Genomic DNA, 14,561 nt, shown 5'->3' with positions numbered 1-14,561 from the left:
GAGCCGCCGGCCCGCTCAGCCGAGTGCCGTCAGCCCCGGCGCGAAGGTGATCAGCAGGGGCAGCAGCGGCACCAGAGCCGCCACCGCCGTCGTCAGGGCCCGATGGCGGCGGCCCAGCCGGGGCGGCGGCTCCAGCAGCCGGTCGACGCGCTCGCCGAGCAGCCGGTGGCTGGAGGCGCAGGACAGCACGCCCCGGTGCTGATTCAGCTCGATCAGCGCGAGCGCGGTGGTGAGGTGACCGCAGCGGCGGGACGCGGTGTCGTCGGCGGCCAGTTCGACGAGGCGGTGCGTCTGGTCGCAGAAGTGGGTGAACAGCGGGATCCGGGGAAAGCCGGTGGCCAGCGCGGTCGACAGGTGCAGCAGCCAGTCGTGGCGGGCCCGGGCGTGGCCGCGCTCATGGGTGAGGACGGCGTCGAGCTGGTGGTCGGTGAGGCGGTGCAGCGCGCCGGTGGTGACGACCAGCTGCGCCGGATGGCCCGGCAGCCACCAGGCGTCCGGGTACTCGTCCTCCAGGACCAGCAGCGGGCCGCGTGCCGCAGGCAGCCCGGCCGGCAGATCCGGGGCGCGTTCACGCAGGTGGGCGCGGGCCTGGCCGCGCCGGCGGCGGGCCTCGACCAGCTCGCGGGCGAGCATCGCGGTGGTCCAGGCGGCGCCGCAGGCCAGCAGCAGGGTGAGCGCGGCCGCCCAGGGCGGTGCGGCGGACAGGTCGTAGGCGGCGGTGACGGCCGGCGGGGCGGGCGCGAAGACATGGTCGCGGACGGTCTGGAAGACCGCCGCCGCGCCCAGGGTCAGGGCGGTGAGACAGCACAGCAGGACGGTGGCGACCAGGCACTGCCACACCCACAGCCCCACCACCGGCTCCCGTTCGGGCCATGCGGCACGGGTCAGCGCGCGGGGGACGGGCACGGCGGCCGTCAGAGCGAGGACGCTCAGCAGGAGCAGGCAGACGGTCATGCCACAGGCTCCGGATCTGGAGTGAGAGGGCGGCTTCGGGTCGTGCTGTGCGGGCGAAGGGCGCGCCGCCGGCATCCCACGTCCGTGTCACGCGCAACCGCCCGACGCCAGTATGACGGCGTCGGGCGGTGTGCGTCAGCGGTTGAACAGCGGTACGAAGCGGGGAGGTTCACTCCGCGGGGCGGGACACGATCGTTCCCGTCACCTCGCCCAGCCCCACCCGCGCCCCGCCGGGGCCTGGGGCCCAGGCCGTCAGGGTCACCGTGTCGCCGTCCTCCAGGAACGTGCGCTTGCCGTCGGGGAGGTCGAGCGGGTCGCGGCCGTTCCAGGTCAGCTCCAGCAGGGAGCCGCGCTGGGCGGGCTCGGGGCCGCTGACCGTGCCGGAGCCGTAGAGGTCGCCGGTGCGCAGCGAGGCGCCGTTCACGGTCATGTGGGCGAGCTGCTGGGCGGCGGTCCAGTACATGGTGGAGAAGGGCGGCTCGGAGACGACGTGGCCGTTGACGGAGACGGAGATCCGCAGGTCGTAGCCGCCGGGCTCGTCGTCCGCGTCGTCGAGGTAGGGCAGCAGCTCGTGGGTGCGCTCCGGCGGCGCCACCCGGGCGTCCTCCAGCGCGTCCAGCGGGGTGATCCACGCCGACACCGAGGTGGCGAACGACTTGCCGAGGAACGGCCCGAGGGGGACGTACTCCCAGGCCTGGATGTCCCGCGCCGACCAGTCGTTGAGCAGACACAGCCCGAAGACGTGCTCCCGGAAGGCGCCCAGCGGGACCGGGCTGCCCATCGGTGACGGCGTGCCGACCACGAAGCCGACCTCCGCCTCGATGTCCAGGCGGACGGACGGCCCGAAGACCGGCGCGGGGTCGGCGGGCGTCTTGCGCTGGCCCGCCGGGCGGACCACGTCCGTGCCGGAGACCACGACCGTGCCGGAGCGGCCGTGGTAGCCGATCGGCAGGTGCTTCCAGTTGGGGGTGAGCGAGTCGGGGGCGTCCGGGCGGAACATCCGGCCGACGTTGCGGGCGTGGTTCTCGGAGGCGTAGAAGTCGACGTAGTCGGCGACCTCGAAGGGCAGATGCAGGGTCACCGACGACAGCGGGTGCATCAGCGGGGCGACGGTCTCGCGGTGGGAGGGCACCGTCACCCAGGCCGTGAGCGCGCGCCGTACGTCCGACCAGGCGGTGCGTCCGGCCGCCAGCAGCGGGTTCAGCGTCGGCTGCGCGAGCAGGGAGGCGTACGGGGAGCCGAGCACCCGGGCCGCCGCGCCGGCGTCGAGGACGTGGTCGCCGAGCCGCACGCCGACGGTCCGCTCCTCGGAACCGGCGGGTGAGAACACGCCGTACGGAAGGTTGTGCGGACCGAAGGGGTCGCCCTCGGGGACATCGAAGGGGGGCATGGGGTACTGCCTCACTTTCGTACGTGCGGTCCATGCGGTCGCGCCACACGTTACGGCGGTGATCCCGGTTTGGGCAGTGCTTAAAGAGTCCGGAATGTCCGCATGTCACCACCTGGGTCTCAACTCGGGCTTCCGGTCAGGTCTCCACCTGGGCCCGCTGCCAGGCCAGGAACTCCCCTGTCAGTCCGGGCGGGTTGGCGGCCTCGGTCGCCTCCACCTCCCAGCCCGGACAGGCCATGTCGAACACGACGACGGGCAGCGGCCGGCCGAGGATCCGCTCGATATGACCTTCGGCGTGCAGCGTTCGGGCGAGGCCGACGCACGTGTCGTAGAAGTGCGACCGGAGTTTCAGATCGGACTTCGCGTCGACCTCGTCATCGTCATCGTCGAAGCCGCCGTCCCCGGCCCCCTCCTCGTCCGGGACCTCGAACCACAGTCCGGCCGCCCGCGCCTGCTCCTGGTGGAGCGCCGAGCCCACCGGGTCCTCGGGGACGCTCCCCAGCGTCTCTAAGCCGTCGAGCAGCCAGCAGGCGTAGTTCCAGCGGGCCTCGCCGGGGTCCTCACGGTTCGCGCCAGATGTTCCGCGAATGTGTCCCGCCGGTCCGTCACAACCCTCGCCCCCGGTCCGCCAGTGCGTGAGTCCAAGCATCGCATCGACCACTGACAACCAGGACGGGCAAGGGAGTTGAGAGGTGAGCGGGGCGGGCCCGGTGTCCGTATTCTCTGATCATGGCCCCTCCCACCGCATATGCCGCGCGCACCACGTACTCGCTCATCGCCACCGACCTCGACGGCACCTTGCTGCGCGGCGACGACACGGTCTCCGACCGGTCGCGCGCCGCGCTCGCACGGGTGACCGCGGCCGGGGCCCGGCATCTGGTGGTGACCGGCCGCCCGGCGCCCCGGGTGCGTCCGCTGCTGGAGGACCTGGGCGGCACGGGGCTGGCGGTGTGCGGGCAGGGTGCGCAGCTCTACGACGTGGGCGCCGACCGGCTGTTGTGGTCGGTGACCCTCGACCGGGAACTGGCGGAGCACGCGCTCGGCAAGATCGAGGCCGAGGTGGGGCAGGTGTACGCGGCGGTCGACCAGGACGGGACCGACGGCCTGACGCTGATCGAGCCCGGCTACCGGATGCCGCACCCCACGCTGCCCGCGGTGCGGGTCGGGCGCCGTGAGGCCCTGTGGGGCGAGCCGATCAGCAAGGTGCTGCTGCGCCACCCGACGCTGTCCGACGACGAGTTGGCGGCGGTCGCCCGCTCGGTGATCGGCTCGCTCGCGACCGTCACCATGTCGGGGCCGGGGACGGTCGAGCTGCAGCCGTGCGGCATCACCAAGGCGACCGGGCTGGCGCTGGCGGCCGAGCATCTGGGGCTGTGCGCCAGGGACACCCTCGCCTTCGGCGACATGCCGAACGACATCCCCATGTTCGACTGGGCGGCGCACGGCGTCGCCATGGCCAACGCCCATCCCGAACTGAAGGCGGTGGCCGACGAGGTCACCACGTCGAACGAGGACGACGGCATCGCCGTCGTCCTCGAACGTCTCTTCAGTCCCGCCGTGCGGCCTCAGCCTCAGTACGCGCCGAAGACGTTGTCGATGGAGCCGTAGCGGTCGGCCGCGTAGTTGCAGGCCGCCACGATGTTCGCGACCGGGTCGTACGGGTCGTAGGCGGTGCCGGGCACGTGGTACGCGGCGAAGGTCGGGTCGATGACCTGGAGCAGGCCCTTGGACGGGGTGCCCTTGGCGGCGTTCGAGTCCCAGTTGTTGATGGCCAGCGGGTTGCCGGAGGACTCGCGCATGATGTTGCGGTAGATGCCGTCGTAGCTGCCCGGGATGCCGTGCTGGGCCATGATCGTCATGGCCTCGCGGATCCAGCCGTCGAGGTTGTTGGGGTACGCCGTCACGGCGGTCGTCGCGGCCGGGGTGGCCGCGGAGGCGGTCGTCGCGCCGATCAGCGGCATGGCGAGCACGGCGGCACCGGTGCCGGCGACGGCGAGGGTGCGGGCGAGACGGGCACGGCGGCCCTTGGCCGGCTGGCTCTTTGCGGGCAGACCGTTTGCAGGCATGGCGAATTTCCTCTCCGGCGCCTGCGAGGTGAGCTGTCGGGTTCGGGCTGGGAGGTGCCCGGCCGTGTGCCACGGCACACGATTTCACCCCAAGCCGTACCGGGGCGATGCCCGGCCCGGCGACTTACCTGGGTCCCCCGCTCCTGCCTTGCGAGTGAGTTGGCGGATCGATGTGCGGGCGGCGGCAGGATTCGGCGTTCCGCCCGACGGACCGGGAAGTTATGCGAGAGCACATGTCCGGAACAAGTGGCGGAATCACATATCGTGCCCGTTGGCCATGATCAGTCCGTTTGGGGTACTTGATCCTTTGCGACTGCCAAGAGTCAACTGCCAATGGGGGATGGGTTTTCGGGGGAAAACCGCGAAAGGGCCGCGTAAACGTCCTCGTGAGTCAAGTCACGTGCGTGCACAAGAATGGCAAATCGGGCAATAAGGCCAGTTGTGCTCAAGTCGCCGTCACCCGGCGGTTCGTGGGATCCGCTTCTCCCAAGTCCGGTGGAACACGACCTCGTCGCCCTCGGTGCAAATCACCTCATTGATGGACATAAAGGTATTCGCGTCGCAGTCGATCTCCGAGCGGGTGCGGACCGTCGTGTCCCAGGCCATGTCCGGCCGGTGCAGCCGGATCGACCAGTCCGCGCGGGCGCGGGGGGAGAGCGGATCGTCGTCGCGGACCGTGTACGTCTCCCGCGCCTCCTCGGTGCACTCCAGTCCGTCGGGATACATGCGCGTGCCGCCGTACCGGGGCCCGGCCTCCAGCCGCCACTCGCCCCCGGCCACGTCCCGCACCACCAGCCGCTCGGGGCGGGGCTCGTCCAGCGTGGCGGGAACGCTGACGCCGAGCGGCGCGGCCTGCTCCGGCTCCTCGAACCCGATCGCCCCCGCGGCCTCCCGCGCCCGGACCGGCAGCTCCAGCGTGCTGCCGGCCGGCTCCAGGGTGAAACCGGCCGCCGACTCCGGCTGCGGCCAGACCCACGGCCAGTACACGGAGGAGACGGCGAGCCGGATGCGGTGGCCGGGCGCGAAGGCGTGGCCGATGCCGGCCAGCTCGAACGTCACGTCCTCCGTCGCCCCCGGCTCCCACGGGACCGCGCGGTCCGGGCCCCGGCGCGCCGACAGGTTCAGCACACCCCGGGTGACCAGTGTCGACGCGCCGTCCGGCGCCACGTCGCACAACCGGGCGATCACCTGCCCGCGCGGCACCTCGCAGGTCAGGCGCAGCCGCACCCGGGGCCGCCCCAGCACCCAGGTCTCCTCGGGCACCGCGAACTCGAAGCAGGCCGACCGCGCGTCCTCCTCCCGCTGGTCGGGCGGCAGGTCGGTGTCGCCGCCGCGGGGGAGGAACCGGCCGGCGTCGAGGCCGGTGTGCAGGGGGGACCGTACGAGCGCGGGGGCGCCCTGGAGTGCGTAGGTGATCGGTGTCACGTTCGGTGAGGGCCAGGAGGGCTCGCCGACCCAGCGGCCGGGCAGCGCGGGGTACGTCGTGGCCGGGCGGTGCGAGTCGGTGACGTACGCGCGCAGCAGGGGATCCGTGAGGACGCCGGTGTCGGCGCCCTTCAGCCAGTGGTCCCACCAGCGCAGGGTCTCCTGGAGGAAGCCGATCGCCGGGCCGGGTGGCAGCCCGCGGTCGGGGTACTGGTGGGACCAGGGGCCGATCAGGCCCCGGACGCGATCGGCGGGGAGATGTTCGACCAGGCGGAGCACGGTGTCGCGGTACGGGTCGTGCCAGCCGCCCACCGCGAGGACGGCGGCCCGGATCGCCCCGTAGTCCTCGCGGACGCCGTCGGCGCGCCAGTACGCGTCCCGGGTCTGGTGGGCCAGCCAGGTGTGCAGAAAGGGTTCGACCTGCTCCAGGCGGCTCAGCCACAGTTCACGCCAGGCCTCGCCGGCGTACCGCGGGTCGGGCGGGCGGGCGGTGAAGGCGAGCATCGTCGCCGACCGGGCGTGCATCTCCGCCGCGAGGACGGAACCTCCCAGGTAGTGCACGTCGTTGTCATATCGGTCGTCCGTGGCGCAGACCGTGACGACCGCCTTGAGCGGCTCGGGCGCGAGGGCCGCGATCCGGAGGGAGTCGGAGCCACCCCAGGAGATGCCGAACATGCCGACCTTGCCGTCGCACCAGGGCTGGGCCGCCAGCCAGTGCACCACCTCGACGCCGTCGGCCGCCGCCCGCGCCGGGTGCGCGTCGGCGGGCAGCCCCTCGCTGTTCCCGTGCCCGCGGGCGTCGACCCGGACGGAGGCGTAGCCGTGGCCCGCGTACCAGGGGTGGCGCTGGGCGTCGCGCGGCGCGGTCCAGTCGGTCAGCCGGTCCGGCAGGTACTCGAGGAGGGCGGGCACGGGCTCGTCCGTCAGGGGGCGCCACACGCGCGCGTGGAGAGAGGTCCCGTCCGGCAGCGGGATCCGGGTGTCGTCGTGGGTCGTCTCGTGGGGGAAGGACGTGCGGATGCGGATGCTCATCGGGGGCCTCGGTGGGGCGGTCGGGGTACCTCCGGAGGGCCGCTGGGGTGCGGTTCCGTAAATATCCCTTCTTATGAGCTGATCAAAAACATACCGGTCGTGATCCGATACCGCCCGTGCTGTAACCGTGGGCGGCATCGGTGATCGAAACGTGACCGGATACGCTGACTTGAGTGAAGGCAGCGACGTATCGACAAACCGCGTAAGCGCCGGTAGACACCAGCAGACAGGAGACCCCTCGTGACCGTCGTCGGGCCGTTCGGGCTGAGCGTGCGGGACCAGGCTCTGGAAGCCGATGTCCAGGCCGGATTGGCGGCTGTCGAGGAAGGGTTGCTCGAGGCCACCAAGAGCGAGGTCCCCTTCATCACGCAGGCCGCGCAGCACCTGGTGCGGGCCGGCGGGAAGCGGTTCCGGCCGCTGCTCGTGATGCTCGCCGCCCAGTTCGGCGACCCCTACGCGCCCGGAGTCGTGCCCTCCGCCGTAGTGGTGGAGCTCACCCACCTGGCGACGCTGTACCACGACGACGTGATGGACGAGGCGGCCGTCCGGCGCGGGGTGGCCAGCGCCAACACCCGCTGGGGCAACTCCGTCGCGGTCCTCACCGGCGACTTCCTCTTCGCCCGCGCCTCGCACATCCTCGCCGACCTCGGACCGGAGGCGGTGCGGGTGCAGGCCGAGGCGTTCGAGCGGCTGGTCACCGGGCAGATCCTGGAGACCGCCGGACCGCAGGACGGCCGCGACCCCGTCGACCACTACCTCGACGTGCTCGGCGGCAAGACCGGCTCGCTGGTCGCGGTGTCCTGCCGCTTCGGCGCGATGATGTCCGGGGCCGACGAGGCGGTCGTGAGCGTCCTCACCCAGTACGGGGAGCGCCTCGGCGTCGCCTTCCAGCTCGCCGACGACGTGCTGGACATCGCCTCCGACTCCCACGAGTCCGGCAAGACCCCCGGCACCGACCTGCGCGAGGGCATCGCCACCCTGCCCGTGCTGCGGCTGCGGGAGCAGGCGGCGCGCGGCGGACGGGCCGAGGACATCGCCCTGTGCGAGCTGCTGGAGTCCGACCTCAGCGACGACGCGCGGCACGCCGAGGCGCTGGCCGCGCTGCGCGCCCACCCGGCGCTGGAGCAGGCCCGCCGCGACACCGTGCGGTACGCCGAGGAGGCGCGGGCCGCCCTCGCCCCGCTGCCGGACTGCTACGCGAAGCGGGCGCTAGTGGAGCTGTGCGACGCGGTGGTCCACCGGGCCGGCTGACCCCGGACCGTCCCCGAGAGCCGTGCACCGGCGCCCAGTTGAGGCCCCCTCACCCCTACGGGTCGGGGGAGGCATCGGCCCGGGGTGTCATACCGGAGCAGTACGTCGAGTTGAGCCCGCGGTCTGACGAAAACCGTTCTCGCCTTTGGTCAGATGGGAAGCGCGAAAAGCAACCAGTCCTCACCCAATCGGGTGAGAATGGGCGGGCCGACGACGGAGGTAGGGCACACATGGCACCGTACGAATCCGACGACAGCACGGCGACCCGGCGGCGGAAGGCCGCCCGCTACGCCGTTCCGGTCGCGGTGTTGGGCGTGGCGGCCGGGACCATCGGGCTCGTCCCCGCGCTCGCCGACTCCGGCAGCCCCGACCTGCCGAAGATCACCGCCGAGCAGCTCATCCAGAAGATCGCCGAGTCGGACGTACAGCAGCTGTCCGGCACCGTGAAGATCACCACCGACCTGGGGCTGCCCGACCTCGGCGGCCTCGACGGAGCCCTCGGCTCCGGCGCGACCGCGCCCGGCGGCGAAGGCGACGGCTCCGCCGCCGACCCGTCCGCCAAGCTGACCGAGCTGGCGACCGGCACACACACCCTGCGCGTCGCGGCCGACGGCCCCGACCGGCAGAAGCTGTCGGTGCTGGAGAACGCCGCCGAGTACAGCCTCATCCACAACGGCGACGACGTCTGGGGCTACGACAGCGCGTCCAACGAGGTCTTCCACGGCACCGCCGGCGAGAGCGGCAAGCACGCCGAGCAGCCCGCCGCCACCCCCAAGGACTTCGCCGAGCAGGCGCTGAAGGCGGTCGACGACACCACCTCCGTCACCGTCGACGGCACCGCTCAGGTCGCCGGACGGGACGCCTACAAGCTGGTCATCGAGCCCAAGCAGTCCGGCTCCACCGTCGGCGCGATCAGCATCGCCGTCGACGCGAAGACCGGCCTGCCGCTGAAGTTCACCCTCACCCCGGCGAGCGGCGGCGCCGCCGTCGTCGACGCGGGCTTCACCCGGATCAGCTACGCCGAGCCCGCCGCCTCCACCTTCGACTTCACCCCGCCCAAGGGCGCGAAGGTCACCGAGGAGAGCGAGGCCGAGCGGCCGGTCTCCCCGCAGGACGAGGAGGACTTCGCCAAGGGGCTCGACAAGGGCCTCGAAGGACTGAAGGTGATCGGCGAGGGCTGGAACTCCGTCGCCGTCCTCGAGACCGGCGGCGAGGGCATCCCCAGCGGCGACGAGGTCGGCGGCGACCTGGGCGGCTTCATCGGCTCCCTCGGCGACCAGGTCGAGGGCGACTTCGGCACGGGCACGGTCTTCAAGACGCGCCTGATCAACGCCCTGATCACGGACGACGGCAAGGTCTACGTCGGCGCCGTCACCCAGGACGCGCTGGTGAAGGCCGCCGACACGCGGAAGTAGACACACCCCAGGTGAAGCGAGGGAGCCCATGCAGCGACCGCCCGCCACGAAACCGGACGGCGACGACGAAGGCGTCATCACCACCCGTGCGCTCACCAAGCGCTACCGCGGCGGGCAGCTCGCCGTCGACGGCCTCGACCTGACCGTCCCGGCGGGCAGCGTCTTCGGCTTCCTCGGCCCGAACGGCTCCGGCAAGACCACCACCATCCGCATGCTGATGGGCCTGATCGAGCCGACCTCCGGCACGGCGCGGGTGCTCGGCCGGCCCATGCCGCGCGCCGCCCGCGCCGTACTGCCGCAGGTCGGCGCCCTCATCGAGGGCCCGGCCCTGTACGGCTTCCTCTCCGGCCGCGACAACCTCCTGCGCTACGACGCCGCCGACCCGACCGCCGATCCGCGCACCCGGCGGGCCCGGGTCGCGGCGGCGCTGGACCGCGTCGGACTCACGGCGGCGGCCGGGAAGAAGGCGAAGGCGTACTCCCTCGGCATGAAGCAGCGCCTCGGCCTCGCGGCGGCGCTGCTCCAGCCCCGCCGGCTGCTCGTCCTCGACGAGCCGACCAACGGCCTCGACCCGCAGGGCATGCGGGAGATCCGCACCCTGGTCCGGGAACTCGCCGACGACGGCACCACCGTCTTCCTCTCCTCCCACCTGCTCGACGAGATCGAGCAGGTCTGCACGCACGCCGCGGTGATGGCCGGGGGGCGGCTCATCACCCAGGGCACGGTCGCCGACCTCGCGGCCGGACTGCGGGGCCGGCTCGTCGTGGTCACCCCGGACACCGGGGACGCGGCCCGCGTGCTCAAGGAGTCCGGGGTCGGGGACGTCGTGGTGGGGGAGGAACGGGTGAGCGGGGAGGCACCCGAAGGGGAACTCGCCGACCTCAATGCCGCATTGGTCTCGGCGGGGGTGCGAGTGCGTGGCTTCGGGATCGAACGGGCGTCGCTGGAGGACGCGTTCATGGCACTGACGGGGGAGGGCTTCGATGTCGCGGGCTGAGGTCGCGGACGGCGTGCGCGACGGTCGTACGCCCAGCCCGCTGTGGACCCTCGGTCTCCTCCGCAGCGAGCTGACCACCACCTTCCGGCGCTGGCGCACCCTCGCCCTGCTGGGTGTGCTGGCGGCGGTGCCCGTGCTGGTCGGGATCGCGGTGAAGATCGAGACCAGTGACGGGTCGTCGGTCCACGGCGGGGGCGGCGAGGGCCCGGCGTTCATCACCCAGATCACCAACAACGGCCTGTTCCTGGTGTTCACCGCGCTCGCCGCGACCCTGCCGTTCTTCCTGCCGATGGCGGTGGGCGTGGTGGCGGGCGACGCCGTCGCCGGCGAGGCGAACGCGGGCACCCTGCGCTACCTGCTGGTCGCCCCGGCCGGCCGCACCCGGCTGCTGCTCACCAAGTACGCGACCACCATGGCGTTCTGCCTGGCGGCCACCGTCGTGGTCGCCCTGTCGGCACTGGCGGTCGGGGCACTGCTCTTCCCGGTCGGCGACCTCACCACCATCTCCGGCACCCGGATCGGCTTCGCCGAGGGACTGGGCCGGGCCCTGCTGATAGCACTGGTCGTCGCCGCGTCACTGATCGGCGTCGCCGCGCTCGGCCTGTTCGTCTCCACGCTGACCAACAGCGGCATCGCAGCCATGGCGACGACCGTCGGCCTGCTCATCACGGTGCAGATCCTCGACCAGATCCCCCAGCTGGACGCCCTGCACCCGTACTTCTTCTCCCACTACTGGCTGTCCTTCGCCGACCTGATGCGCGAGCCCGTCTACTGGGACGAGGTGACGAAGAACCTCTGCCTGCAGGCCCTGTACGCGGTCGTGTTCGGGTCGGCGGCATGGGCGCGCTTCATGACGAAGGACATCACCGCCTGACGCTGCCGCCCGGGCGGGGCTCGCGGCTCAGCCGCCGGACGGGAACCGGGCGAGCGGGGCCTCCTGCGCGAAGAAGGTCTTGGCGCGGGTCATCGCCTCCGTGTCGTTCAGTACGTCGCCGGGCCTGCTGCCGTTGCCGAGGAGCACCCCGCCGAAACGCATCCCCATGTACGCGGCCGTGTTGTTGAGCGTGCCCACCAGCGGCTCCGCGACCACGGCCTCGGTCGCGAGGGCGGTCACGCCCCACAGGGTGCGCCCGGCCATCCCCGCCCGGAAGTCGGTGCCGGGGGTGCGCAGCCAGGCCGACCAGTGGTCCAGGTAGCGCTTGGTCTGGGCGGACACCGAGTACCAGTACAGCGGCGAGGCGATCACGAGGTCCGTCGCGGCGAGGGTGGCCTCGCGCAGCGCCGCGGCGCCGTCGTGCTCGGCGCGGGCGCGGGCGCGGGCGCGGTCGCCTTCGCCGTCGTGCCGGAGGTCCTCGAAGTCGGGCAGCGGGTGCTCGGCGAGGCTGATCCAGCGCTGCTCGACGTCCTCGGGCAGCTGCTCGGCGGCCCGGCGGGCCAGCAGTTCGGTGTTGCCGTCGCGGCGGGCGCTGCCGAGCACGAAGAGAAAGCGGCGGGCCATGGTTTCCCCCTTGGAAGCGAACCGGTGCCGGGCAGCATCATATGCACATGCATCTAAATGTCGTCCAGGGTGTGATCGGGGGACGGGTCTTGGGACGATGCTGTGACGCCGTGGTGACCGCGGCGCCGTGCGGGAACGGCGAAACTCGACGGTAGGGTCCGCCCGACACGCGGACGCGTTTCGATCGAGGGAACCGATGTCTCGACTCAGCCGGGAGAAGCAGCCGGAACAGCAGCGCCCCAGCGCACCCCTTGCCACGCCGATCGACGTCCGGGTCCTCGCCGACGCCGAACCCGGCACCGACCGCGTCACGGTCGGCGGTACACCGCTCACCCCCGCACCCGGCGAGGAGCCGCAGCAGGCCGTCCTCAACCACCTCCACCGCATCGCCCTCGCCACCGGCCACCCCGTCCTCGCCACCATCCACGACGAACGCATCGGCTACGTCGTCCCCCTCCAGGTCTCCCCGGACGGCTCCAGCACCTTCACGGGCCGCCCGGCGGCTGCGGCTCCGGCGAGTGGCACGCCGTCCGGCGCCGCTCCGGTGAGTGCCGCGCAGTCTGGGGGCGCCCTGGCCAACGCCGCTCCGGCGAGTGCCGCGCAGGCTGGTGCCGCTCCGGCCGCTGCCGCTCTGGCCGCTGCCGCGCCGGTGAGTGCCGCGCCGTCTGGCGCCTTCCCGGCCAACGCCGCTTCGGCGAGTGCCTTCCCCGCCAACGCTGCGCCGACCAGCGCCGTGCCCACTGGTGCCACCCCAGTTGGTGGGGCACCGGCGACCGGCACGCCGTCCGGTGCCGCTCCGGCGAGCGCCCCGCCCTCCGGTGCCGCCCCGGCTGACGTCACCCCGCCCGGTGCGAGCCCGCCCGCAGCGACCCCGTCCGGCACCACCCCGGACGGTGCCACCAAGGTGCTGCGTCTCCCCGCGCAGCCCGAACAGCAGCCGCAGGCCGCCTCCGGCCCCTCGTCGAGCGTCACCCCGGGCTCCGCGCCCACCTTCCGGCTGCGCGCGGTGCCCGAGCAGGCCGTAACCCCGTCGCACGCCCCCGGCACGGTCGCGCCCCCCACGGGCGCGTTCGGCCCGCCCCCGGTCATGGACTCGAAGCCGCTCCCGGTCCCGCACTCGGGCCCGGATGCCCCTCCCCGCGCGGACGACCGCCTCACATCGCCTGCCGCCTCGACCGGGGCTTCCACCTCGGATGGGCGTCCCCGTCCCGAAGGCATCCCGCTTGCCGCCTCGGTCGGCGCTTCCGCCGCGCCCCTGACCCAGGCTGCCCGTCCCCGCCCCGACGACATCCCGGCCGGTGCCCCCGCCGCACCCCTGACCCCCGACACCCCGCCCCGCTCCACGCCGCCCGCCCCCTCCGTCGGCGCCGCCCCCCTCTCGGCCCAAGCCCCGGCTCCGAGCCCTGCCTCATCCCCCCGTCCCCGTCTCCTCCCCGATCCCGGCCCGTCCTCCTCGAACCCCGATCCCAAGCCCACCCCACCCCGGGGTTTCGACGCCGTCGCCGAAGCGGTGCTCGGTGATGACAACGCGCCGGAGCAGGGCGTCGCCCCGACACCCCTCACCGCGCCGCTGGCCCGGATCAGTGAGGCTGTGAAGGAGGGGCGGATCGACGCCGCGTCCGGGCTCGCCGAGGAGGCGTTGCGGGACGGGGCGGCGATGCTCGGCCAGGATCACCCGGAGGTCCTGCGGCTGGGTGAACTGGCCGCGTACGTCGCCTACTTGGCCGGTGACCCGGTCCGTGCCTTCCGGCGCTCCGTCGAGCTGGTGCACGCCCGGCGCCGCACGGGTGACGCCGAGGGGGCCTACGGCAACGTCCAGAGCGCGGCGACCGCCTGGCGTGCCGTACGCGATCCGCTGCTGGGCCTCGATCTGGGGCGGGAGCTGATCGAGCTGTGGGCCGAACTCGTCGCCGAGCCCGGCCCGGCCGCCGAGGACACCGAAGAGCTGGAGTCGGCGCACGCCCGCATGACCCGCCTGGCCGACAGGGCGGCTCGCCGTAGCGGCGACTGAGGGTCAGCCGTGCCCAGCGCCTGACACCCCCTAGTGCACGCAGAACTCGTTGCCCTCCGGGTCCGTCATCACCACCCACTGCCCGGACGGCTCCTTCACTTCTCTCAGCACGCTCGCGCCCAGCCCCCGCAGGCGTTCCACTTCGTCCGCGCGGCGGTCCTCGCCCGGGTGGAGGTCCAGGTGGAGCCGGTTCTTGCCGGTCTTCGCCTCGGGAACGCGCTGGAAGAGCAGGCGCCGGCCGAGTCCGGTGCCCGTGTTCTCGTCGTACGGGTCGTCGGGGTGCCGTACGGCGATGAGGTCCCGGAAGGCGGGGCGGTCGTGGAAGTCCACGGTCGCCTCGGCGGGGAGCGCGCCGAGGTCCAGCAGCCGCCGGATCAGCGCGCTGTTGTCCTCGACCCGGTAACCGAGGGCGGCGGCCCAGAAGTCGGCCTGGGCGTGCGGGTTCCGGGCGTCGATGACGAGCTTCCAGTGCACGGGGGTCACGGGGGCGGGCGCGGACGCCTCGTTCTCTGTCATGCCATC

At 72.9% G+C, this 14,561-nt stretch carries 13 protein-coding genes and 1 riboswitch; of the genes, 6 read left to right on the top strand and 7 right to left on the bottom strand.

The features are described from left to right. Positions 1 to 15 precede the first annotated feature (15 nt). From ACSU6L_RS15600 to ACSU6L_RS15590, 3 genes are all read right to left on the bottom strand, one after another. A complete protein-coding gene (locus ACSU6L_RS15600; protein WP_073940620.1) occupies positions 16 to 954 on the bottom strand; it encodes a M56 family metallopeptidase in 939 nt (312 codons plus the stop codon). A gap of 169 nt (positions 955 to 1,123) precedes the next feature. Next, the gene (gene fahA, locus ACSU6L_RS15595; RefSeq protein WP_437057313.1) at positions 1,124 to 2,344 is read right to left on the bottom strand and encodes a fumarylacetoacetase; all 1,221 of its coding nucleotides are present in this window, start codon (positions 2,342 to 2,344) and stop codon (positions 1,124 to 1,126) included. A gap of 136 nt (positions 2,345 to 2,480) precedes the next feature. Further along, a complete protein-coding gene (locus tag ACSU6L_RS15590; protein ID WP_437057311.1) occupies positions 2,481 to 2,993 on the bottom strand; it encodes a hypothetical protein in 513 nt (170 codons plus the stop codon). Positions 2,994 to 3,073: 80 nt separating this feature from the next. Between ACSU6L_RS15590 and ACSU6L_RS15585 the strand changes: the two genes are divergently transcribed. Then, positions 3,074 to 3,952, top strand: coding sequence for an HAD family hydrolase (locus tag ACSU6L_RS15585; protein WP_437057309.1), 879 nt, complete (start codon positions 3,074 to 3,076; stop codon positions 3,950 to 3,952). Here ACSU6L_RS15585 and ACSU6L_RS15580 read toward each other — a convergent pair. Both ACSU6L_RS15580 and ACSU6L_RS15575 read right to left on the bottom strand, forming a co-directional pair. After that, positions 3,916 to 4,410 carry a transglycosylase SLT domain-containing protein gene (locus ACSU6L_RS15580; protein ID WP_437057307.1) on the bottom strand — a complete coding sequence of 165 codons (495 nt, stop codon included), beginning with the start codon at positions 4,408 to 4,410 and terminating at the stop codon, positions 3,916 to 3,918. The genes ACSU6L_RS15585 and ACSU6L_RS15580 overlap by 37 nt on opposite strands. Positions 4,411 to 4,413: 3 nt before the next feature. Beyond that, positions 4,414 to 4,585, bottom strand: a riboswitch (cyclic di-AMP (ydaO/yuaA leader). Positions 4,586 to 4,866: 281 nt separating this feature from the next. After that, positions 4,867 to 6,861, bottom strand: a complete 1,995-nt coding sequence (locus ACSU6L_RS15575; protein ID WP_437064910.1) for a CocE/NonD family hydrolase — start codon at positions 6,859 to 6,861, stop codon at positions 4,867 to 4,869. A gap of 246 nt (positions 6,862 to 7,107) precedes the next feature. On the opposite strand from ACSU6L_RS15575, the gene ACSU6L_RS15570 reads away from it, so the two are divergent. The 4 genes from ACSU6L_RS15570 to ACSU6L_RS15555 all read left to right on the top strand — a co-directional run bounded on the left by ACSU6L_RS15570 (position 7,108) and on the right by ACSU6L_RS15555 (position 11,404). Further along, positions 7,108 to 8,118, top strand: coding sequence for a polyprenyl synthetase family protein (locus tag ACSU6L_RS15570; protein WP_437057305.1), 1,011 nt, complete (start codon positions 7,108 to 7,110; stop codon positions 8,116 to 8,118). Between the two features lie 230 nt (positions 8,119 to 8,348). Next, positions 8,349 to 9,533 carry a LolA family protein gene (locus tag ACSU6L_RS15565; RefSeq protein WP_437057303.1) on the top strand — a complete coding sequence of 395 codons (1,185 nt, stop codon included), beginning with the start codon at positions 8,349 to 8,351 and terminating at the stop codon, positions 9,531 to 9,533. Positions 9,534 to 9,561: 28 nt separating this feature from the next. Beyond that, positions 9,562 to 10,530, top strand: coding sequence for an ATP-binding cassette domain-containing protein (locus ACSU6L_RS15560; RefSeq protein ID WP_437057301.1), 969 nt, complete (start codon positions 9,562 to 9,564; stop codon positions 10,528 to 10,530). Then, positions 10,517 to 11,404, top strand: a complete 888-nt coding sequence (locus ACSU6L_RS15555) for an ABC transporter permease (protein ID WP_437057299.1) — start codon at positions 10,517 to 10,519, stop codon at positions 11,402 to 11,404. Before ACSU6L_RS15560 ends, ACSU6L_RS15555 begins: the two co-directional genes overlap by 14 nt. Positions 11,405 to 11,431: 27 nt before the next feature. Here ACSU6L_RS15555 and ACSU6L_RS15550 read toward each other — a convergent pair whose 3' ends face one another. Further along, positions 11,432 to 12,028, bottom strand: coding sequence for a flavodoxin family protein (locus tag ACSU6L_RS15550; RefSeq protein ID WP_437057297.1), 597 nt, complete (start codon positions 12,026 to 12,028; stop codon positions 11,432 to 11,434). 196 nt (positions 12,029 to 12,224) lie between these two features. On the opposite strand from ACSU6L_RS15550, the gene ACSU6L_RS15545 reads away from it, so the two are divergent. Further along, on the top strand, positions 12,225 to 14,039 hold the full coding sequence (locus ACSU6L_RS15545; RefSeq protein WP_437057295.1) for a hypothetical protein: 1,815 nt from the start codon (positions 12,225 to 12,227) through the stop codon (positions 14,037 to 14,039). A gap of 30 nt (positions 14,040 to 14,069) precedes the next feature. Here the strand turns inward: ACSU6L_RS15545 and ACSU6L_RS15540 are convergent, their stop codons facing one another. Next, on the bottom strand, positions 14,070 to 14,555 hold the full coding sequence (locus ACSU6L_RS15540; RefSeq protein WP_437057293.1) for a VOC family protein: 486 nt from the start codon (positions 14,553 to 14,555) through the stop codon (positions 14,070 to 14,072). Positions 14,556 to 14,561 lie beyond the last annotated feature (6 nt).

Origin of the sequence: Streptomyces sp. enrichment culture, assembly GCF_964272855.1 — a bacterium.
Classification (GTDB): Bacteria; Actinomycetota; Actinomycetes; order Streptomycetales; family Streptomycetaceae; genus Streptomyces.
Note: the sequence above shows the minus strand (reverse complement) of the source record. Positions and strands in the feature narration are given on the sequence as shown.

Excerpts from the sequence above, each read along its gene's own strand:
- ACSU6L_RS15600 (WP_073940620.1), bottom strand. The coding sequence starts at position 954 with ATGACCGTCTGCCTGCTCCTGCTGAGCGTCCTCGCTCTGACGGCCGCC.
- fahA (WP_437057313.1), bottom strand. The coding sequence starts at position 2,344 with ATGCCCCCCTTCGATGTCCCCGAGGGCGACCCCTTCGGTCCGCACAAC.
- ACSU6L_RS15590 (WP_437057311.1), bottom strand. The coding sequence starts at position 2,993 with ATGCTTGGACTCACGCACTGGCGGACCGGGGGCGAGGGTTGTGACGGA.
- ACSU6L_RS15585 (WP_437057309.1), top strand. The coding sequence starts at position 3,074 with ATGGCCCCTCCCACCGCATATGCCGCGCGCACCACGTACTCGCTCATC.
- ACSU6L_RS15580 (WP_437057307.1), bottom strand. The coding sequence starts at position 4,410 with ATGCCTGCAAACGGTCTGCCCGCAAAGAGCCAGCCGGCCAAGGGCCGC.
- ACSU6L_RS15565 (WP_437057303.1), top strand. The coding sequence starts at position 8,349 with ATGGCACCGTACGAATCCGACGACAGCACGGCGACCCGGCGGCGGAAG.
- ACSU6L_RS15560 (WP_437057301.1), top strand. The coding sequence starts at position 9,562 with ATGCAGCGACCGCCCGCCACGAAACCGGACGGCGACGACGAAGGCGTC.
- ACSU6L_RS15555 (WP_437057299.1), top strand. The coding sequence starts at position 10,517 with ATGTCGCGGGCTGAGGTCGCGGACGGCGTGCGCGACGGTCGTACGCCC.
- ACSU6L_RS15550 (WP_437057297.1), bottom strand. The coding sequence starts at position 12,028 with ATGGCCCGCCGCTTTCTCTTCGTGCTCGGCAGCGCCCGCCGCGACGGC.
- ACSU6L_RS15545 (WP_437057295.1), top strand. The coding sequence starts at position 12,225 with ATGTCTCGACTCAGCCGGGAGAAGCAGCCGGAACAGCAGCGCCCCAGC.
- ACSU6L_RS15540 (WP_437057293.1), bottom strand. The coding sequence starts at position 14,555 with ATGACAGAGAACGAGGCGTCCGCGCCCGCCCCCGTGACCCCCGTGCAC.